This window comes from Paludisphaera borealis (assembly GCF_001956985.1).
GTDB classification, from domain to species: Bacteria; Planctomycetota; Planctomycetia; order Isosphaerales; family Isosphaeraceae; genus Paludisphaera; species Paludisphaera borealis.
The window spans coordinates 1,719,589-1,740,068 of sequence record NZ_CP019082.1 but is presented as its reverse complement, the minus strand read 5'-3'; the positions used below and the strand labels follow the sequence as shown (position 1 = coordinate 1,740,068).

General features: G+C 64.2%; 18 protein-coding genes. All 18 read left to right on the top strand.

Annotation, left to right across the window (positions count from 1 at the left end; translation table 11 throughout):
- The first annotated feature begins 74 nt into the window (after nucleotides 1-74).
- The 18 genes from BSF38_RS06840 to BSF38_RS06755 all read left to right on the top strand — a co-directional run bounded on the left by BSF38_RS06840 (nucleotide 75) and on the right by BSF38_RS06755 (nucleotide 20,427).
- Nucleotides 75-833, top strand: coding sequence for an ABC transporter permease (locus BSF38_RS06840; protein WP_237170774.1), 759 nt, complete (start codon nucleotides 75-77; stop codon nucleotides 831-833).
- Nucleotides 834-891: 58 nt separating this feature from the next.
- Nucleotides 892-2,019, top strand: a complete 1,128-nt coding sequence (locus tag BSF38_RS06835) for a Gfo/Idh/MocA family protein (protein ID WP_076350651.1) — start codon at nucleotides 892-894, stop codon at nucleotides 2,017-2,019.
- Entirely contained in the window at nucleotides 2,003-2,437 is a 435-nt protein-coding gene (locus tag BSF38_RS06830; RefSeq protein ID WP_076344180.1) for an acyltransferase, read from the top strand. The genes BSF38_RS06835 and BSF38_RS06830 overlap by 17 nt, the downstream gene beginning before the upstream one ends.
- Nucleotides 2,437-3,603 carry a DegT/DnrJ/EryC1/StrS family aminotransferase gene (locus BSF38_RS06825; RefSeq protein WP_076350650.1) on the top strand — a complete coding sequence of 389 codons (1,167 nt, stop codon included), beginning with the start codon at nucleotides 2,437-2,439 and terminating at the stop codon, nucleotides 3,601-3,603. Before BSF38_RS06830 ends, BSF38_RS06825 begins: the two co-directional genes overlap by 1 nt.
- Nucleotides 3,600-4,589, top strand: coding sequence for an SDR family NAD(P)-dependent oxidoreductase (locus tag BSF38_RS06820; protein WP_083712744.1), 990 nt, complete (start codon nucleotides 3,600-3,602; stop codon nucleotides 4,587-4,589). Before BSF38_RS06825 ends, BSF38_RS06820 begins: the two co-directional genes overlap by 4 nt.
- On the top strand, nucleotides 4,586-5,803 hold the full coding sequence (locus tag BSF38_RS06815; protein WP_076344178.1) for a DegT/DnrJ/EryC1/StrS family aminotransferase: 1,218 nt from the start codon (nucleotides 4,586-4,588) through the stop codon (nucleotides 5,801-5,803). Before BSF38_RS06820 ends, BSF38_RS06815 begins: the two co-directional genes overlap by 4 nt.
- A 77-nt stretch (nucleotides 5,804-5,880) precedes the next feature.
- Nucleotides 5,881-6,570, top strand: a complete 690-nt coding sequence (locus BSF38_RS06810; RefSeq protein WP_076344176.1) for a NeuD/PglB/VioB family sugar acetyltransferase — start codon at nucleotides 5,881-5,883, stop codon at nucleotides 6,568-6,570.
- A complete protein-coding gene (locus tag BSF38_RS06805) occupies nucleotides 6,567-7,583 on the top strand; it encodes a glycosyltransferase family 2 protein (protein WP_076344174.1) in 1,017 nt (338 codons plus the stop codon). Before BSF38_RS06810 ends, BSF38_RS06805 begins: the two co-directional genes overlap by 4 nt.
- Nucleotides 7,580-8,833, top strand: coding sequence for a glycosyltransferase family 4 protein (locus BSF38_RS06800; protein WP_168189323.1), 1,254 nt, complete (start codon nucleotides 7,580-7,582; stop codon nucleotides 8,831-8,833). Before BSF38_RS06805 ends, BSF38_RS06800 begins: the two co-directional genes overlap by 4 nt.
- Before the next feature lie 90 nt (nucleotides 8,834-8,923).
- Nucleotides 8,924-10,177, top strand: coding sequence for an ABC transporter ATP-binding protein (locus tag BSF38_RS06795; RefSeq protein WP_076344170.1), 1,254 nt, complete (start codon nucleotides 8,924-8,926; stop codon nucleotides 10,175-10,177).
- 55 nt (nucleotides 10,178-10,232) lie between these two features.
- On the top strand, nucleotides 10,233-11,168 hold the full coding sequence (locus tag BSF38_RS06790; protein WP_076344168.1) for a glycosyltransferase family 2 protein: 936 nt from the start codon (nucleotides 10,233-10,235) through the stop codon (nucleotides 11,166-11,168).
- Between the two features lie 85 nt (nucleotides 11,169-11,253).
- Nucleotides 11,254-12,612, top strand: a complete 1,359-nt coding sequence (locus BSF38_RS06785; RefSeq protein WP_076344166.1) for an O-antigen ligase family protein — start codon at nucleotides 11,254-11,256, stop codon at nucleotides 12,610-12,612.
- Nucleotides 12,613-12,681: 69 nt separating this feature from the next.
- Complete coding sequence (locus BSF38_RS06780; protein ID WP_076344164.1) at nucleotides 12,682-13,695, top strand: glycosyltransferase family 2 protein; 1,014 nt, start codon at nucleotides 12,682-12,684, stop codon at nucleotides 13,693-13,695.
- The gene (locus tag BSF38_RS06775; protein ID WP_076344162.1) at nucleotides 13,692-14,852 is read left to right on the top strand and encodes a glycosyltransferase; all 1,161 of its coding nucleotides are present in this window, start codon (nucleotides 13,692-13,694) and stop codon (nucleotides 14,850-14,852) included. Before BSF38_RS06780 ends, BSF38_RS06775 begins: the two co-directional genes overlap by 4 nt.
- A gap of 113 nt (nucleotides 14,853-14,965) precedes the next feature.
- The gene (gene asnB / locus BSF38_RS06770; protein WP_076344160.1) at nucleotides 14,966-16,924 is read left to right on the top strand and encodes an asparagine synthase (glutamine-hydrolyzing); all 1,959 of its coding nucleotides are present in this window, start codon (nucleotides 14,966-14,968) and stop codon (nucleotides 16,922-16,924) included.
- A gap of 10 nt (nucleotides 16,925-16,934) precedes the next feature.
- Nucleotides 16,935-18,164 (top strand): glycosyltransferase, encoded by a 1,230-nt coding sequence (locus BSF38_RS06765; protein ID WP_076344158.1) that lies wholly within the window; start codon nucleotides 16,935-16,937, stop codon nucleotides 18,162-18,164.
- Nucleotides 18,165-18,200: 36 nt separating this feature from the next.
- Complete coding sequence (locus tag BSF38_RS06760; RefSeq protein ID WP_076344156.1) at nucleotides 18,201-19,403, top strand: glycosyltransferase; 1,203 nt, start codon at nucleotides 18,201-18,203, stop codon at nucleotides 19,401-19,403.
- A 154-nt stretch (nucleotides 19,404-19,557) separates the two neighbouring features.
- On the top strand, nucleotides 19,558-20,427 hold the full coding sequence (locus BSF38_RS06755; RefSeq protein ID WP_076344154.1) for an O-methyltransferase: 870 nt from the start codon (nucleotides 19,558-19,560) through the stop codon (nucleotides 20,425-20,427).
- The last annotated feature ends 53 nt before the right edge of the window (nucleotides 20,428-20,480 follow it).

Below are 20,480 nucleotides of genomic sequence, written 5' to 3'. Positions count from 1 at the left end.
CGACCGTACGACCTCGACGGACCATCCTCCAGCCGCGTTCCGGCTGGCGATCCATCGACTTGAATGAATTATGGATGCATCGCGAACTGCTGTACTTCTTGACGTGGCGCGATGTCAAGGTTCGGTATAAACAGACGGTCCTCGGCGCCGCCTGGGCGGTTCTCCAGCCTTTGATGACCATGATCGTCTTCAGCCTGTTCTTCGGCAGGGCCGCCGGCGTTTCGTCGGGCGATCTGCCTTATCCAATTTTCGTGTTCGCCGGGTTGCTCCCGTGGACATTCTTCTCCAACGCCGTCAGCGGCGCCGGGCAGAGCGTCGTGGGGAGCGAGCGCCTCATCACCAAGGTGTACTTTCCCAGGATCATGATCCCGCTCTCGGCGGTCGCGGCCGGCCTCCTCGACTTCGCCGTCGCCAGCGGCATGCTGGGAATACTGATGGTTTACTATCGAATCGGCCTCCAGATCGGGATTCTGTTGGCGCCTCTACTCGTTCTGGGGATCGTGCTCGCGGCGGTCGGCGTTGGAACGTTTCTGGCGGCCATGACGGTTGCGTACCGCGACTTTCGTTACGTGGCCCCGTTCCTGGTGCAACTCTGGATGTTCGGCACCCCATCGGTCTATATGCAAACCGATAAGCTCAACGAGGGCCCCTGGAGAATTCTCTTACCGCTGAATCCCGCTTACGGATTGATCGCGAATTTCCGATCCGCGGTCCTGGGAAGGCCTATCGACGCGTACTCGCTGAGCCTGTCCCTCGCCGTCGCCGTGGTGCTGTTCGTCTCGGGTACGCTTTACTTCCGTCGCGTCGAACGGGGATTCGCAGACGTCATCTGAACCCCCTCGGGCCCGCGTCCGAATTAACCGTCGTCAAGATGAGAATCCAGGAGTCATGATGAGCCAGCTCAAAGTTGGGATCGTCGGCGCGGGTTACTGGGGCCCTAACTTGATCCGGAATTTTTCCGCCTGCCCGCTGACCGAGGTCGTCGCCGTCTGCGACTCAAGCCCCGAGCGACTTGAAACGATCGGCCGAACGTTCAGCCACCTCGCCCTCGTCAACTCCATTGACCAGCTCCTGGAGCTGCCGATCCAGGCGGTGGCCGTCGCCACTCCGGTTTCCACTCATTACCAGCTCGCCTCGCGCTGTCTGGAGGCCGGCCTGCATGTGCTTGTCGAGAAGCCGCTGGCGGCCACCACCTACGATGCCCGATCGCTGGTCGAGCTGGCCGAGCAGCGTCAGCGGGTCCTGATGGTGGACCACACCTATCTGTTCAACAATGCGGTCAGCCGGATCAAAGAGCTCGTAGAGTACGGGGAACTCGGCGATCTTTACTACATCGATAGCATACGGATCAATCTGGGCCTTTTTCAGAGGGACGTCAACGTCGTCTGGGATCTCGCCCCGCACGACCTATCGATCGTCGACTACATACTCGGCTGCGACGCCCGGAGCATCTCGGCGTGGGGATGCGCCCACGCCGACCGCGACATCGAGGACGTCGCTTACGTCAACGTCGACTACAACGAGCAGATGTTGGCGAACTTTCATGTGAACTGGCTATCGCCCGTGAAGATCCGCCAGATGATTTTCGCCGGTTCCCGCAAGAGCCTGATTTTCAATGAACTCAACACCGCCGAGCCGATCAAGGTCTACGACCGGGGCATCGAGCTCGGGGAAGGGATCGAGGATCGGCGGAGGCTCATGGTCGGCTACCGCACCGGCGAGGTCCGGAGTCCTCACATCGAGGTGGGAGAGCCCCTCCAGGCGGTGGTCTCCCATTTCGCCGAGTGCATCCGCGATGGGAAAACCCCGCTCAGCGATGGGCGGCTAGGGTTGCGCGTGGTCTCCCAACTCGAGGCGGCGACCCGGAGCATTCGAGCCCAAGGGGGCAGGATCGTCCTCTCTAATGGAGCCTTTAATCATGGCGCCGCAGGCTCACGAGCGAACGGATCCGGCGAACGGAATCAGGATCAGCTCGGACGTCCGACTGGGGAAAAACGTGTCCATGCACTGCTTCGTTAATCTGTACGGTTGCCAGGTCGGCGATGAAACCCGGATCGGCAGCTTCGTTGAGATCCAAAAGAACGCCTCGATCGGGGCTCGTTGCAAGATCTCCAGCCACACGTTCATCTGCGAGGGGGTCACGATCGACGACGAGGTCTTCATCGGGCACGGCGTCATCTTCATCAATGACCTCGACCCTCGGGCGACGGTCGACGGCCGCCCCTCGACGGACGACGACTGGCAGGTGGTGCCGATCCGCGTCTGCCGGGGGGCTTCAATCGGCAGTGGGGCGGTGGTGTTGGGCGGAGTGACGATCGGTCGCGGAGCCCTGATCGGAGCAGGGGCCGTCGTGACCCGGGACGTGGCCCCGGGGGCGGTGATGGCGGGCGTCCCCGCTCGATTTCTCCGGATGCGCGAAGAGCCAGGAGACCGATGATGATCAGCCGTGATAGCGCAAGTGCGACGCTGGAGGCTCGCCCCGACGAGGGCCCGGTGCCTTTCCTCGACCTGAAGACCCAGTACGCCGGGATTCGGGCCGAGATTTTGCAGGCCTTGGAGGAGGTCGCCGACGGCGCGACCTACGTGCTGGGTCCTCGGGTGGCGGGATTCGAGGAAGCTTTCGCCGCCTTCGTCGGAGCCAGGCATTGCGTCGGCGTCAACAGCGGGACCTCGGCGCTCCACCTGGCCCTGATCTGCGCGGGGGTCGGACCGGGGGATGAGGTCATCACCGTCCCGATGACCTTCGTCGCCACCTCCTGGGCCGTAAGTTACGTCGGGGCCACCCCCGTGTTCGTCGACGTCGACCTGGCCACTCTCACGATGGACGTCCGGCAGGTCGAGCGGCGGATCACCAACCGGACCCGGGCGATCTTGCCAGTTCATCTCTACGGGCAGTCGGCCGACATGGGACCACTCCTGGAGATCGGCCGCCGACATGGCATCCCGGTCGTCGAGGACGCCGCGCAGGCGCACGGCGCCCGCTGTCAAGAGCGGGCGGCCGGGACGATGGGGCTTTGCGGCTGCTTCAGCTTCTACCCCGGCAAGAATCTCGGCGCCTGCGGCGAGGCGGGGGCGGTGGTCACCAACGACGCCGACGTGGCGGCGCGGCTGCGGACCCTGAGAGATCATGCCCAGGGCCGACGGTACCACCACGGAGAGCTCGGGTTCAATTATCGAATGGAAGCGTTCCAGGGGGCCGTCCTGGGGATCAAGCTGAAATACCTGGAGGGGTGGACCGAGGCTCGCCGTCGGCTCGCCGAGCGTTATCAAGCAGGGCTCGCCGACCTCCCCCTGTTGCTCCCGACCGAGGCCACGGACCGACGCCACGTCTGGCACCTCTTCGTCGCTCTTCATCCCCAGCGCGACAGAATCCGTCAGGCTCTGGAGGAGCGGGGCGTGCAGACCGGCCTACATTACCCGATCCCCGTCCACCTTCAGGGGGCCTACGAGCACCTGGGCCACCAGACCGGCGACTTCCCCGTCTCGGAGCGCATCGCCCGCGAATGCTTCTCGCTGCCGATCTTCCCCGAGATGACGAATCGACAACAGGATCGGGTGATCGAGACCCTGACCGAGATCCTCCTCGAGGTGGAATACGCATGAGTCAGTCGCTGGAAGGGGCCACGGTGCTTGTCACGGGGGGAGCCGGCCTGATCGGCTCCCACATCGTCGACCGCTTGATCGACGAGGGCGTGGGGGAAATCCGAGTGCTCGACAACCTGGTTCGCGGCTCCCGCGACAACCTGGCGGCGGCACGGGCGCGCCGGCCGATCGCCATGATCGAAGGCGACGTCCGCGACCGTGAGACGGTCGCGCGGGCGGTCGACGGCTGCGACTTCGTCTTTCACCAGGCGGCGATAAGGATCACGCTCTGCGCCGAGCAGCCCCGCGAGTGCATGGACGTTCTGGTCATGGGCGCCTTCAACGTCTTCGAGGCCGCCGTCGCCTCGAGCGTGAAGAAGGTCGTCTACGCATCCTCGGCTTCAGTCTACGGCGCGGCGGAGGTGTTCCCCACCGACGAGCGGCACCATCCCTACAACAACCGGACCCTCTACGGCGCCGCCAAGCAGATGAACGAGGGCGTCGCCCGCGGCTTTCGCGAAATGTACGGGCTGGCGAGCGTGGGCCTCCGCTACTTCAACGTCTACGGCCCTCGCATGGACGTCACCGGAGCATACACCGAGGTCTTCATCCGCTGGCTCGAATGCATCGACGACGGACGGCCGCCGTTGATCCATGGCGACGGCTCCGCCTCGATGGACTTCGTCTACGCCGAGGATATCGCGCGGGCCAACATTCTGGCGATGCGTTCGGATCGCACCGACGACATCTACAACGTCGCCAGCGGGACCGAGACGACGCTCCTGGGACTCTGGCGAGCGATGCAGGACGTGACGGGCGCTCATCATCTATCGCCCGAATTCCACCCCGCTCGCAAGGTCAACCCGGTGCCCAGACGACTGGCCGACACGACGCGGGCCCGCCGCGATCTGGGCTTCGCCGCCGAGGTCTCCCTTGAGGAGGGCCTCCGACGCCTGGTCGCCTGGCAACGTGAATTGGCGCCGGGTAGAAAGGAGATGGCCCGTTGAGTTTAGTCATTCGGAAGATCCCGATCGCCCGCCCCAGCCTGGGCGAGGAAGAGGCCGAGGCGGGCCGCCGGGCGATCCTCTCGGGCTGGATCACTCAGGGCCCCGAGGTCGCGGCCTTCGAAGAGGAGTTCGCCGACTACGTCGGTGCGTCCCATGCCTGCGCCGTCTCGAACTGCACGACGGCCCTGCACCTGGCGCTCCTCGCCCTCGGCGTCGGCCCGGGCGACGAGGTCGTCACGGTCAGCCACTCGTTCATCGCTACCGCGAACGCCGTCCGCCATTGCGGGGCGCGCCCCGTGTTCGTGGACATCGACCCGAGGACTTACAACATTGATACCGGCCTCATCGAGTCCGCGATCACTCCGAGGACCCGGGCGATCCTGCCGGTCCATCAGATCGGCCTGCCGTGCGACATGGCGAGCGTCCTGGACGTCGCCAGGCGGCACGGCCTGCCCGTGGTGGAGGACGCCGCTTGCGCCATCGGGAGCGAGCTGCGCATCGACGGACGCTGGGAGCGGATAGGCCGGCCCCACGGTGCCGTAGCTTGCTTTTCGTTCCATCCGCGCAAGGTCCTGACCACTGGCGAAGGGGGGATGATCACCACGCACGATCCCGAGCTCGACCGCAAGTTCCGGCTGCTCCGGCAGCATGGGATGAGCATCTCGGACACCGCACGGCATGTGGCCCGGGCCGTGGTCTTCGAGGAATACCCGATCCTGGGATTCAACTACCGGATGACGGACATCCAGGCGGCGGTCGGACGCGTGCAACTCCGCCGATTGCCTGAGATGCTGGCCCGGCGCATCGATCTGGCCGAGCGGTATTCGCGAGCCCTCGAAGAGATCCCTGGCCTGGAGACGCACCAGATCCCGCCCTTCGCGCGGCCCAACCATCAATCCTACGCGGTCCGCGTGACATCCGAATTCCCCCTCTCGCGGGACGAACTGATGCAGTCGCTCCTGGAACAAGGAATCAGCACCCGCCGAGGCGTCATGAACGCGCATCAGGAAGGAGCGTACGCGGACGAGTCGATGCGACGCCTGCCCCACTCCGAAGCGGCCCGGGACGGCGTCGTCTTCCTGCCGCTCTACGACTCGATGAGCGCAAACGACCAACTCTGGGTGATCACGGCCCTGCGTGAGGCCGCGGAAGCCCCTTGTCGACGGGAGGCGACAGGAACGGACGGCCCCCGGTCCTGGCACCCCAACTCTTAGGTTAGTACGGATCGACCCATTGTCATCGCGTCGTTGCATGACTTCACAAGTTCCGCCGCTGTCTGGCTGGAGGATCCATGAGCAGACCGATTCTAATACTGGGTACTGGTGGCAACGCCCACGACGTCCTCGACTTGGTCGAAGCCCTCAATACGACGACGCCAACCTGGGACGTGGCTGGCTTCCTCGACGACGCCCGACCGCCAGGGACCCGCCACTTGGGCCTGGATGTGCTCGGCCCGTTGCACGACGCGGGAAACTTCCCCGACCACGCGTTCGTCAATTCGATCGGCAGCGACAAGAGCTTCCGGCGCCTCCCACAAATTCTGGCGTCGACCGGCCTGGCGGCGGAGAGGTTCGCGACGCTCGTGCATCCGTCCGCATCGGTCTCCTCTCGCGCCCGCTTGGGCCGAGGCGTCGTCGTCCAGCAGGGGGTCACCGTGGGAGGCGGAACCGTCGTGGGCGACTTCGTCACCCTCTGCCCCGCATGCACGGTGGGACACGACACATGCATCGGCGACTACACGATCCTCGCGCCTCGGGCCGTCGTGAGCGGTTTCGTGCATATCGACCCGAATTGCTATATCGGGGCCGCCTCCGTGATCCGCCAAAACCTCCGGATCGGTGAACACTCGCTCGTCGGGACGGGCTCCGTCGTCGTCCGAGAGGTCGCCCCGGGCGCGACGGTCGCGGGGAATCCCGCACGCCCCTTGGCGCCTTCCGGCGAGCGAGTTCGCTCGCGGGACGAGGAGGAAGTCCTTCGATGAGTCGAGTCGATGTGATCATCCCTTGCTATCGATACGCCCACTTCCTGCGCGGTTGCGTCGAGAGCGTCCTGAGTCAATCGGGTCCGGACGTCCGAATCCTCATCATCGACGATTTCTCGCCGGACCACACGTTCGAGCTCGCCGCCGGGCTCGCTGCGGAAGACGGGCGCGTCGAGTTCCGTCGCCACGAGAACAACAAGGGTCACATCGCGACGTTTAACGAGGGTCTGAATTGGTCCGAGGGGGACTACACCCTCCTCCTGTCAGCTGACGACCTGTTGGCGCCCGGCGCCCTCGCTCGCGCCGTCGGACTCATGGACGCATACCCGGAAGTCGGATTCGTCTACGGACGGGTCGTCCGGTTCGAGACCGATCGGGCCCCGATCGCGCCCGATTCGGATCTCGAGCCGTTCGGATGGAAGGTGATCGGAGGTTCCGAATGGCTGGCGCAGCAATGCGCGTACGGATTCAATCGGATCGCGTCCCCGGAGGTCGTCGTACGTACGGAACTCCAGCATCGCTTGGGAGGCTACCTCGTCGAACTCCCCCACACCGGAGACCTGGAAATGTGGCTGCGTCTCGCCGCCCACTCCTCCGTGGGCTACGTCGACGCCGATCAGGCATTCTACAGGTCACATCAGCATAATATGCACAAGGCGTTGGCGGCCGAAACTTTGAGCCAGCTCCTCCACCACAAGGCGGCCTACGACCAGTTCTTTCGCCGCTGCGCGGACCACCTGAGCGACGGCGACGCGCTCCGGCGCTCGGCTTTCGAAGTATTGGCGCGCGAGGCGCTGGGGTGCTCCCACGAGGCATTCCTCGGGGGCGATCTCGGCGCCTCCGAGAAGTTGTTACGCTTCGCGAAGTCGACCGACCCGGGGGTCGTTGGGACGAAGATCTACTCGAGGATGAAATGGAAGATCAGGATCGGCCCGACGGTATGGTCCCACTTGCGCAGGCTCTCTCGACGCGATCCGATCGCGTCTGCAATGCGAGGAGTCGGTCTGCCATGAAAATATTACTCGCGTGGAGGGTCTGCGATATCGGGGGGGTCGAGACCTGGATGCTCGGCCTTTCCCAAGCGCTCCGGGAGTTGGGTCACGAAGTGGAGCTGTTCTTCTTCTCCCGAGGGCCCTTCGAAGACAGCGTACCCGACGCCCAGGTCACGCATTTCGGTGACCTGTCGGCGATGTTGAAACTCGTTTACGCGCGGCGCTATGAGGTCGTTCATGGGGCGACCATCGACTGGGAACTCGGGCTGTCCGCCGTCCGCGCCCTGGGGCCGAAGTTGGTCCTCACGGGGAACGGATGGAGCGACCCCGCCTGGAACTCCTCGAACTGCGACGCCCTCGTCGGCTGCTCGAACTGGAACGCGGTGGCGCAGCAAGCCAGCACCGACCTCCCCGTGCAGATGATCCCTAACGCCGTGGACGTCGATCGATTTCGTCCCCCGGAAGCCGTCGGAGACGGCCCGCCGATCGTGGCCTGGGTCGGGAGAGGGTCCGACCTCCGACAGAAACAGATCGACAGGTTGGCCGCCGTGGCCCCCGGGCTGCGACGCCTGGGGCTCCGCTTGTGGATCGCCGACCCGGACGGCCCGGGCAAGGTCGCGCCGAACGTCGCTCGCGTGCTGCGGGCCGAGGCCGAGTTCTGGGGCGGCCTGGAGCCGGAGCGGATGCCGTCGTTCTTCCGGGACGTCGCCGCGAGCGGCGGCTGTCTGCTCTCAACCTCGCGTTATGAGGGACTGTCCCTGGCCTACATCGAAGCCCAGGCTTGCGGATGTCCGGTCGTGGGGCCGGACGTCATCGGCGTCAACGAAGGCGTGCGGCCCGAGCACGGCGGCGTCCTCTACCCGGAAACCTTGGCTCCCGACTCGCTCGTGCAACTGGTCCAGGCGACCCTCCACGACGAGGCAGGGATGGATCGAAGGAGGCGAGCCTGCCGCCGATTCGTCGAGTCCAGCTTCAGTTTCTCGAAAACGGCGCGAGACTACCTGCTCGTGTACGGAGCGGCTCCCTACCCTCGACTCGGGGGGATGTCGGGGTTCATCCGGCGACACCGATGCTCGCCGCTGGTCAATTACCGCAAATACGTGGAGACCTGCTGGGCGGCCGGCCATCGTCAGTATCAGACCTCGCTCGATCTGGACCTGGCCGGCGAGGGTCGACTGGCCATGCTCGCGGCGTCCGAGTCGCTGTCGACCTGCCCGACGCTCTACCTCAGGTGGAGAAGGCTGGCCCACTTGATCAAGTGCCTTGTTTGAGCGGCGGTTGCCAACCTTGAACAACACAATTTCGTCGTCACGGCGATTTGCAGCCTGGATGCGTAAGCACACGAAAGCGGTTAGAACCTCATGTCAGCCGTGATCACAGCCGAGAACGTCTCCAAACGCTATCGCATCGGCCTCCGCAGGGGCGGTGAATACTCCACCCTGCGGGAATCGATCATGGATGCGGCTTCGGGGACGTTGGATCGCGTCAAGCGGTCGTTTGGAACTTCCCCGGCCCCCCTTCCGGTCTCGGAGGAATTCTGGGCGCTGAAGGGCGTGGATCTGGAGATCCGGCGAGGCGAGGCCGTCGGGATCGTGGGCGGCAACGGAGCGGGGAAGTCGACCCTCCTCAAGGTCCTCAGCCGGATCACCGAGCCGACCGAGGGCCGAGTGGAGATTGAAGGCCGAGTGGGGAGCTTGCTCGAGGTGGGCACGGGGTTCCACCCCGAACTCACCGGTCGCGAGAACGTCTTCCTCAACGGCGCGATCATCGGCATGGGTCGCCGAGAGGTGGCCCGCAAGTTCGACGCGATCGTCGATTTCGCGGAGATCGGACAATTCATCGATACGCCCGTCAAACGCTATTCCAGCGGGATGTACGTCCGCCTGGCGTTCGCCGTCGCCGCCCACATGGAACCTGACATCTTCCTGATCGACGAGGTGCTGTCGGTGGGAGACCTGGCCTTTCAGCGAAAATGCATGGATCACGCCAGGTCCCTGCTGAGCCGAGACGCGACGCTCCTCCTGGTCTCGCACAACATGTTCGCGATCAAGGCCATATGCGACCGAGCGGTCCTCCTATCCAAAGGCCGGGTCGCGCTCGAAGGGCCGACCGAAGACGTCATCCGGGCCTACGACCAAGCGGGAAGGCTCGACATGCTGACCTGGGCCTCGGGCATGGTCGGCTCCGACCCGACGAAGTGCCCGATCTACATCACGGACTTCGAAGTCATGGGCGAGGACGGCCGACCGCGAACCCTCTTCAAGCATGGCGAGAGCATGCGGATGCGGCTGCACTACGAAGCCCAGGAGGTCGTCATGAATCCGACCTTCAGCGTGGCCGTGATCCGCTCCGACGACACCTCATGCTGCAATTACAACACCTTGATGGACGAATTCCGAACCGACGCGGTCTCCGGCAGCGGCGCCATCGAGTTGCTCACGCCGCCGATCAAACTGTCCGCCGACCTCTATTCGATCCACGTCCTCGTCTGGGACGGCAAGTTCCAGCGGCTCTATTGCGCGCAGGCCGGCAAGAATTTCCACGTCACCCACCCCGTGCTGAGCAGCGAGTTCGGCGTCTTCCACGAAGCCGCCCGGTGGTCGTGGGCGACCTGAGCGGCCCTTGCGTCGGCTCGTAGCGACTCCGTAGAGAAAGGGGAGGTGCTCTCCGATGACGTCCATCTCGATCGCCATCGCCACGTTCAACCGGTCGGGGGAGCTGAGACGCACCCTCGAAGGCCTGATCGGAATGAAGCCCGTTGATTCGCTGGAGTATGAGGTCCTCGTCATCGACAACAACTCGTCCGACGACACGCGGGCCGTGGTCGAATCGTTCTCGGGTCGGTTCGGGGGACGGTTGCGCTATATCTGGGAAGGTCGCCAGGGCTTGAGCCGCGCCCGCAACAGGGCAGTGGAGGAGTCGCGTTTCGACGTCGTCGCGTTCATCGACGACGACGTGGACGTCGACGCCTTCTGGTTGGACCGCCTCGCCGCCGCGTGCGAGGGCGGGGATTACGACGTCGTCGGCGGCCGGGCCCTTTTGAGTTATCCCCGGCCCAGGCCCGGTTGGCTCGGCGACCGCGATGAAGGCTTCCTGACCAAGGTCGACCACGGCCCGGAACGCAGGGCGGCGACCCCTGATGAACTGTACGGGGTGAATCTCAGCATCAGGAAGTCGAGCCTCCTGCGGGTCGGCGGCTTTCGGTGCGATCTAGGACGAATGGGCGACCGCCTGATAGGAAGCGAAGAGACGGAACTGCTCGGCCGCGTCGCTCTCGCCGGCGGCAGGCTGCTCTACGAGCCATCGGCGGTCGTCGGGCATCGAGTCTCTCCCGAACGGCTGAGGCGTCGCTGGTTCTGGTCGCGATCCTACTGGGGCCATCGTGGTGAAGCGCGGATGTTCCCGGCCTGGGAGATCTCCGCATATCAACTCGCGCGGCGTTCCTGGCACGTCGCTCTGGCCGGCGGCAACGCGACGCTCGCCGCCGTCGTCCACGGACTGAGGAGCGAGGAATTCTTCCATCAGACCTTGGTTCTCGCCGCGAGGCTCGGGACGTGGACCGGTCTCGCCGAACGCCTCCCCTCGGGCCGATCATCGGCGGTATGAGCCGACCGACGAACGGTCGGGCCGACCTGCTCGACACGTCCATCGGTCGATCGCCTTGCGTAGGATTGGGTCGTGGAGGATCGGCATGGGTTTTCTCCTGTTCCTCCTGGTCAATGCGACGCTCTTCGTCAGGCCGGCGGAGGTCGTCCCCGAGCTCATGGAACTACCCATCTATAATGTGCTGATCCTCGGATGCTTCGCGTACTCGTATCCCGTCGTCCTCCGGCAATTGAGTGGCGAGAGCCTGGTCGAGAACCCGATCACCGCGTGCGTCGTGGGGCTGCTCGGTTCGGTCGTACTGTCGCATCTGTCGCACCTCCATCTCTCCGACACCCTGACGTTCGGATTCCTGTTCGCCAAGGTCGTCATGTACTACCTGCTCCTCGTCGGTCTCGTCGATTCAACGGATCGACTGCGTCGATTCCTCTACTGGCTGGGTTGGATGATCTTCGTGCTGACCGCCTTGGCCCTCCTGCAATATCACGGGATGATCAACGTACCGGCCCTACAGTCTTATGCGGAGGAGCAATACGGCGAGGACGGAGTCGAGCTGACCGAGATCGTCAGGCTCTGTAGCACGGGGATCTACAACAATCCCAATTCGCTCTCGCGCATCCTCGTGACGGGCTTGATCCTCAGCCTCTACTGGTTGAGCGACCGCCGGTCGGGGCTCCTCCGGTGGATCTGGACGGCGCCCCTGGTCCTCGAAGGCTATGCCCTGACGCTGACACAGTCGCGCGGCGGTTTCATGGGCCTAATGGCGTCGCTCCTCTGCTTACTTTACGCACGCTTCGGCGCGAAGAAGGCTTTCTTCTTGAGCATCCTCGCCGTGCCGGTCGCCCTCGCCTTGAAGGGCCGTCAGGCCGACATCTCGCTGAGCGGGGGGACCGGTCACCAACGCCTCGAAATCTGGGCGGAGGGGTGGAGGCTCTTCCGAGGCTCCCCGATCTTCGGCATCGGCATGGACCAGTTCGTCGAAGAAATCCATTACGTCGCTCATAATTCCTTCTTCCACTGTTTCGCCGAGTTGGGGTTCGTCGGCGGCTCGTTCTACGTCGGGATGTTCTATCTCGCGATCAGGTGGCCCCTGAAACTTGGCTGCGCCGGGTCGCCGATCCGCGACCCCGAATTTCGGAGGGTGGGCCGTTACCTGGCGGCGATCATCGCGGGCGAAGCCGTGGGCCAACTCTCGATCACGCGCAGCTACGAAGTGCCGACGTACCTGCTCATCGGACTGGCGGCCGTCTATTTGCGATTGGCTGCCAGCCAACCGTCCGCGTCGATCCCGAGGTTGAGCTACTCGCGAATGACCCGGTTGATGACCATCCTCTTGGACCTCCAACCGTCCGCATCGGGCCCGAGGTTGGGCTTCAGCCTCGTCGCCCAGGTTTCATCGGTCAGCCTGGCTCTGCTGTTATTCCTCTATATGCTCATGAAACTCTAAAACGTTCCGTCGATTTGGATATTCGCTCCGTCGGGTCGACGGCGAAGGCGACGACTTGGAGGATGTTCCATGGGATTCCCACCGGTGAGCGTCGTCATCCCCTCGTACAACCGGGGCCGTCTCTTGACGCAAACGATCGATAGCGTACTGAGGCAGACGGTCGTTCCCTCGGAGATCATCGTCGTCGACGACGGTTCCACTGACGACACGGAGGCGAGGCTGGTGCCCTACGCCGGCCGGATTCATTACATCCGCCAGGACAATCAGGGGGTTTCCGCTGCGAGGAATCGCGGCCTCCGCAAAGCGTCGGGGCAGTTGATCGCCTTCCTGGACGCCGATGACGTTTGGCATCCGCGGAAACTCGAGATGCAGCTGGCGGTCTTCGACGGCCGGCCCGACCTGGGGCTGCTGGGGACCGGGCAGTTCGACTGGCCGACGACGGCGTTCCCGGAGGTCGACCCGAACGATTCCGGTCCGTTGATCCCCGTGACGTGGTGGCAACTCGCCGTCAAGAACTACCTCACCACCTCCTCGGTCGTCGCACGTCGGCGCGTTCTGGACCTCGCGGGCGACTTCGACACGAAAATGCAGGGGCCCGAGGACCGAGACCTCTGGCTGCGGGTGGCGGAAGTCGCCCCGATCGCTTATCTGAACCGGCCGTTGACAGGTTATCGGATCGTACCGGGGAGCGTCAGTCAGCAGGCGCAAGTCTGCCAGGCCGGCATGCTCCGTATCCTCCAGAAGCTCGACGATCGCCGGTCCTGGCGAGGTCGATGGCTGGTCCGCCGTAAAGCCTACAGTTACGTTTACCACGCATGCAGCTATTTACACTCTCTTCAGAAGCGATACCCCACGGCGCTGGCCTTCGCCCTGAAGTCTCTCGTCTGGTATCCCATCCCTTTCCGCCGCGGCGAGTTGACGCCGTGCGAGCGGCCGCGGCGAGCGGCCGTCATCTTCCTCCGCATGCTGCGGCTCAAGCCTCCGGAACCAGCGCCGGGCCAGTCTCTCGCAGACGGCTCGCCGGACATCCTGGCGGCGATGAACGTCGATGAGCCGTCACACTCACTGGAAGTAGTGCAATGATCTCAATCCAACGCGACGGCTTGCCACCCGAGTCGAAGGCGGGCCCTCTCAGGGTGGTCCACGCCCTGCTGTCGCTCGACGTCGGCGGCCTGGAGCGAAACGTCGTCAATCAGGTGCGCCTGGCACCGAGCCTGGGGCAGGACGTAACGGTGGTTTGCCTGGAGCGGCCGGGGGACCTGGCCTCGCAGGCGGAGGCTCTGGGAGCCCGGATCATCTGCCTGGACAAGCCCCCAGGTATTCGGCTCGGGCTGATCCATCGGATCGCGACGGTCTTGCGCGAACTCGGCCCGCAGGTCGTCCACACACATGACGTGACCACGCTCTTTTACACCGGTCCTGCCGCGCGCCGAGCGGGCGTCCCCCTGGTCGTGCACACCGAGCACGGTCGGGGAGACTATCATCACTTTCGGAAGCGTCTACTCGGTCGTCTGGCCGGATTGTACGCTCGGCCCTTCTACTGCCTGACGGAAGACATGGCCGCCTGGGTGACGTCTCACCGAATCGTCCCGCGTCGTAAAATCCGCCTGATCTTCAACGGGATCGACATGGCTCGCTTCCGTGAACCTTGCGTCCCGGATGCGGTTCGCAGTGAACTAGGGATCTCTCCCGAATCACCCGTCATCGGCACGGTCGGACGCCTGAGCGAGATCAAGAGACAGGACGTCCTGATCCAGGCCTTTGCGCGGATTCGACAGCGAGTGCCGAGCGCCCACTTGATCCTGGTGGGCGATGGGCCCCTGAGGCAGTCCCTGGGCGAATTGGCCGTCGCGCTCGGTCTGGGCGACGGTGTGCATTTCGTCGGCTTTCGCCCGCACTCCGCCCCGTACCTGAGAGCGATGGACGTCTTCGCGCTGACGAGCCGCTCAGAAGGGATGCCGCAGGCCGTTCTGGAGGCCCAGATCGTGGGAGTCCCCGTCGTTGTGAACCGGGTCGGCGGACTCCCGGAACTGATCGACCACGGTCGGACCGGCCTCCTCGTCGAGCCCGGGAATGAACTGGAACTCGCCGAGTCCTTGCTGAGCCTCCTGTCCGATCCAGAACGTCGCCGGCAGATGAGCGAAGCGGGCCGTCGGGAAGTCGAATCGCGATACGATATCGGTCGGATGGCCGACGAGTACCACCACCATTATCTTGATCTGCTTGAGGCGACGCATTAATCGGCGAAGACGGATCGAATTCGAAGGGGCCGGAGGGGAACGGCCCTCGGATTCTGCGGCCCAGGCGATCTTCGCGACGATCGGCTCCCCACCTCCTTGAGAGAACCATCCTCATGTGCGGATTTGCGGGCCTCCTCGATTCCTCCCAAAGCGCTCAAGGCGAAGCGCCGGTCGACGTCGCGCAACGAATGGTGAGAACGCTCCGCCATCGAGGCCCCGACGACGAGGGAACCTGGTCCGATCCGGAGGCGGGCTTCGGCGTGGGCTTCCGTCGCCTTTCGATCGTGGATCTCTCCCCCCTCGGCCACCAGCCGATGGAGTCGGTCGGCGGTCGCTACGTGTTGGCCTTCAACGGCGAAATCTACAATCATCGATCCTTGCGACGAGACCTGGAGGCACGAGGCCGCGGCGGGTTCCGTGGGAACTCCGACACGGAGGTCCTGCTCCAGGCCATCGAGCTTTGGGGGCTCGAGGATGCGGTCCGGCGATTCGTCGGAATGTTCGCCTTCGCCCTCTGGGACCGCCGCGAGCGACGGCTCCACCTGGTCCGCGATCGGGTCGGTGAAAAGCCGCTCTACTACGGACGGTCCGGCAGCGCCTTCCTGTTCGGTTCGGAGCTCAAGGCCCTCCGGGCCTATCCCGGCTTCAACGCCGAGGTCGATCGCGAAATCTTGGCGCCCTATCTGCAATTCGGCTACATCCCCGCGCCCTTCTCGATCTACAAAGGGATCCTCAAGCTCATCCCGGGCACGATCCTCACCGTCACCGCGGATCGGGCGGACGGGGAGCCGACGCCCATCCCGTACTGGTCCGCGGCGCGCGTCGTCGAAGCCGGTCGGGCGGATCGCCTCGATCAAATGGACGAACTAGGAGCCGTCGATCAACTCGAATGTCTGCTGCGCGACGCGGTCGGTCAGCAAATGGTCGCGGACGTGCCGCTGGGCGCCTTCCTCTCCGGGGGAATCGACTCGTCGGTCGTGGTCGCCTTGATGCAAGCGCAGAGTGATCGACCGGTGAAGACGTTCACCATCGGATTCCATGAGAAGGAATTCAACGAGGCCCTGCACGCGCGCCTGGTGGCCGACCACCTGGGCACCGAGCACACGGAATTGTACGTCACGCCCGAAGAGGCGATGGCCGTGGTTCCTGAGTTGCCGGCGATCTACGACGAACCCTTCGCCGATGCGTCGCAGATTCCCACACTCCTGGTCTCCCGCCTGGCCAGGCGGGACGTGACCGTCAGCCTCTCCGGCGACGGCGGCGACGAATTGTTCGCCGGGTACCCGTGGTATCGCTGGTCGCCCGACGTCTGGAAGTGCATCGGATGGATGCCTCGGGCACTGAGACTCGCGACGGCTCGCGCCTTGATCGGGCTCCCCACCTCGACATGGGACCGGATCTTCGGCGGCGTCGGGCGCCTCCTGCCCAGCGAGGTCGGCCGCTTCGCCTCGGGCGACAGAATGCATAAGCTCGCTCTGCTCGTCGCGAAGTCGAACGGCCCGGAGGACGGCTGTCGGAATCTCCTCGGCCAGTGGGGCGGGGCCCCCCCACTTCTGGGCGAAGCCAAGCCCCGGGAGAGCTGGGTGAATGGAGACCTGGAACCGGATCGCGACGATGTACTCGGCCTTCTGATGTACATCGACCTCGTGGATTACCTGCCGGACGACATCATGACGAAGGTGGACCGATCGAGCATGGCCGTGAGCCTGGAGTCGCGGGCGCCCCTGCTGGACCACCGGATCGTAGAGTTCGCCTGGCGGTTGCCGAAATCCATGAGAATTCGCGATGGGCGAGGCAAGTGGCTACTGCGTCAGGTGCTCTATCGTCACGTCCCGGCCGAGCTGATCGACCGACCGAAGATGGGCTTCGTCGTACCCATCGACTCCTGGCTGAGGGGACCGCTGAGGGAGTGGGCCGAGGCGCTGCTTGACGAAGACCGCCTTCGTTCCGAGGGGTTCTTCGATCCCGTTCCCATCCGTCGGAAATGGGAAGAGCATCTCTCCGGAAAGAGGAACTGGCAGCACGAGCTCTGGCGGGTGTTGATGTTCGAGACCTGGCTTGAAGCCTGTTGAGGTGCCGTCCATGCGGATCTTGGTTGTGACGAGTCTGTTCCCCAATCCTTATCAACCCAGCCTCGCCCCGTTCAACAGTTCCCAGTTCCAGGCCCTGGTTCTTCGGCACCCCACGACGATCATCGCGCCGATCGCCTGGACTGACGAACTGGCCGGTCGCCTTCGCGGAGCCCCGCCCCTGCCGCAAGGCCGGAGGATCGTCCGCGATGGAATCGTCGTCGATCACCCCCGCTATCTGCACACGCCTCGGGTCTTGAGGGGCTTTTACGGACGGTACTTTCGGTTCTCGATACGACGAACGTTCGAGCGAGCCCTCGCCGAATTCGTCCCCGACGTCGTGCTCGGTAGTTGGGCCTATCCCGATGGGTGGGCCGCCGTGGATCTCGGGAAACGCGCGGGCCTGCCGGTCGCGATCCAGGTCCACGGTTGCGACGTGCTCAACGCGGGACGCGGACTCGCGTGTGATCCGACTCGGAGACGGAGGACCATCGACGCGCTTCGACGGGCCGACGCGGTCCTCGCGGTAAGTCAAGACCTGGCGGCCAAGGTCGTCGACCTGGGGATCGACCCGAGCAAGGTGCACGTCCAGGAGCAGGGCGTCGACAGGGCGTTGTTTTCACCCGGAAATCGAGCCGAAGCGCGGGGCCGACTCGGGATTCCCGTCGCCGGCAAGGTGCTGCTCTGGGTCGGCCGGATCGATCCGGTCAAGGGGCTCGACGTGCTCATTGAAGCCAGCTCCGAGTTACTGCGGAACAGGGCCGATTTCCACTTGTACCTCGTGGGCGACGGCCCCCCACGGGCCCCCTTGGAGGCCAGAAGCCGAGCGATCGGGTTGTCCGAGCACGTCCATTTCGTCGGTTCTCGTGAGAACAAACAGCTCCCGGATTGGTATCGGGCTGCCGACCTGACGCTCCTTCCGAGCCGGTCGGAGGGCTTGCCCAACGTCCTCCGAGAATCGCTGGCCTGCGGCACGCCGTTCGTGGCCAGCGACGTCGGCGGCGTCTCTGAGATCGCCGAGGGGCGCGTCGGCCGCCTCGTTCCGGCCGGCGACTCGACGGCCCTGGCCGAGCAGATCGACCAGTCGCTGCGGGAGGCGCCCGACACATCCCGCCACCGGCCGATCAGTTGGGAAGTGTCCTCGGCGAGACTCGCCGACATCCTCCGCCCACTTGCGGCGGCCAAAGCAACCTCCCGCCGATCGGCCGCAACATCGGCGGTCGAACAGCGCTGCGACCGGTGAATCGTGTCGCCGTTCCCATTTGACGGAGGTCCACCCTTGGGCAACGAAGCTCGTCCGCCCGCGATTCTCTACTTCGGCAACGACTGGTTCGCGGAGAACCGAACCTCGAGCCACCACATCGCCCGCCAACTGGCCGACGAGGGCTACGAAGTTTACTACATCGAATGCCCTGGATTGCACATTCCCAAGGGGACCGGCCGTGATCTCAAGAAGATCGGGGCCAAACTCTTTCGATTCCTCCAAGGCGCTACGCCCGTTGCACCTCGATTGAAGATCCGCACTCTCTTGCAGATCCCGTTTCATCGCTTCGGCCTGGTGAGGAGGCTCAACCGCGCCCTGATCTTGGCCACCGTGAACGGCATGATGCGACGAGAAGGGATCAATCGCCCGATCTCCTGGTTCGTGATCCCTCACTTGTCACCGATCGTCGGTCGGCTGGGAGAGCGACTCTCCGTCTATTATTGTACTGACGATTACGCATCGCTCCCCAACGTGGACGTCGAGGCGGTCCGAGCCATGGACGAAGACCTGACGCGACGGGCCGATCTGGTCTTCGTCACATCCGACGCCCTGTTCGGGCCGAAGCAGCTCCTCAATCCCCGGACCTACGTCAGCCCGCATGGCGTCGACGTCGAGCACTTCGCCCGGGCCCAGAACGAGCAGCTCGCGATCCCAGCCGACGTCGCCGGACTGCCCCGACCGATCGTCGGATTCTTCGGCCTGATCGGGCGACAGATCGACCTCGACCTGATCGACTATCTGGCCGAGAAACGGCCGTCTTGGACGTTCCTGCTGATTGGGAGGGTCTCCGTCCCCGCGGAACAGATACCCCGAAGGCCCAACATCCACATGGTCGGCAAACGCCCGTACCAGGACCTGCCCGCCTACGGCAAACGGTTCGACGCCGCCATCATTCCGTATCGCCCTTCCCAATTCGCCCTCTACGCCAACCCGCTCAAGCTTCGAGAATATCTGGCGATGGGCAAGCCGATCGTCGCGGTCAGCACCCCTGAGATCGACAAATTCGCCGATGTTGTGAAGATCGCCCACTCGCGCGAGGAATTCCTTGCACGTCTCGACGAGGTCCTGGCGCGGCCGTCGTCGGCCGACGAGGCGCGGCGGCGGATGGATCGCGTCGCATCGTCGAGCTGGGAGGCGCGGCGGCGCGAGATCCTCGACGTCGTCGAGAACCACCTGGATGCACGGCGCGACGAGGAAAAGGTCGTCGCATCGTTCTGAAACCCGGCGAGGCAAGAGCCGCACCGCCGACTGGAATGATTGGCTCATGCTCCAAATCCGTACCGCGGGCTCAACTTGAAGTGCGACAGCTCTGCTCATGGCGTGAACGACGTTCATCCAGGAGATCCTGGCTCTAACCAAGGAGAAGCGGACCATGCTCAACATTCTCCACCGACTCGATGTCACCCGCCGGCTGGGGATGCGGTTCCGAAACCAGCGCGAGTTGTCGCGTCTGCGGACACGAGACACCCCGGCGTCGTCGGCGATCGCCGATGCGCTGCACGCTGTGCTGACCAAGACCGTTTCTTCCGAAGAGAGACGATGGATTGATCGAATTGAAGCGATCAGGAGAGAGTTGCGGGCCTCCACCCAACCTCTCCAGTTCATGGACTACGGCGCCGGCTCCCCCGCGGAAAATCGAAACGCGGAGGAAATGTACGAAGGGAAAGAGGTGACCATCGGTATTGCCGAGGCGTGCGCCGCGAGTAAGCCGCCCCTCTGGTGTCTCCTCCTGTTCATGTTGATCCGGAAGATGAGGCCCGCCCACTGCCTGGAATTGGGGACCAATCTTGGCGTCTCGGCAGCTTACCTCTCAGCCGCTCTGCAATTGAACGGGTCCGGAGAGCTGGTGACGCTCGAAGGGGCCAGATCCAAGGCGGATCTTGCCGCGCGGAATTTCCTCAGACTCGGCCTTTCACGAGTCAGCGTGGTGGTCGGCCGATTTCAGGACAAGCTTGACGAGGTCCTGACGCGGCAAGACAGGATCGATTTTGCGTTCATCGACGGGCACCATGATGAACACGCGACCGTGGACTACTTCAGGAAGATCATCCCGTTCGCGCGCAAGGACACGGTCCTCGTGTTCGACGACATCGCCTGGTCCGCCGGCATGAAACGGGCCTGGCGTACGATTTCCACGGATAAACGCATCCTGTTCGCCGTCGACTTGGGATTGGTGGGGCTCTGCGTCGTGGGCGAAGGCGAAATCCTCGGTTCGCCCGAACAGTTCAAGATACGCATTTAGCCTCCCTCACGAATCGCGGGCGATCGAGAAGGGCCCATTTTGGGGAAGCGGGC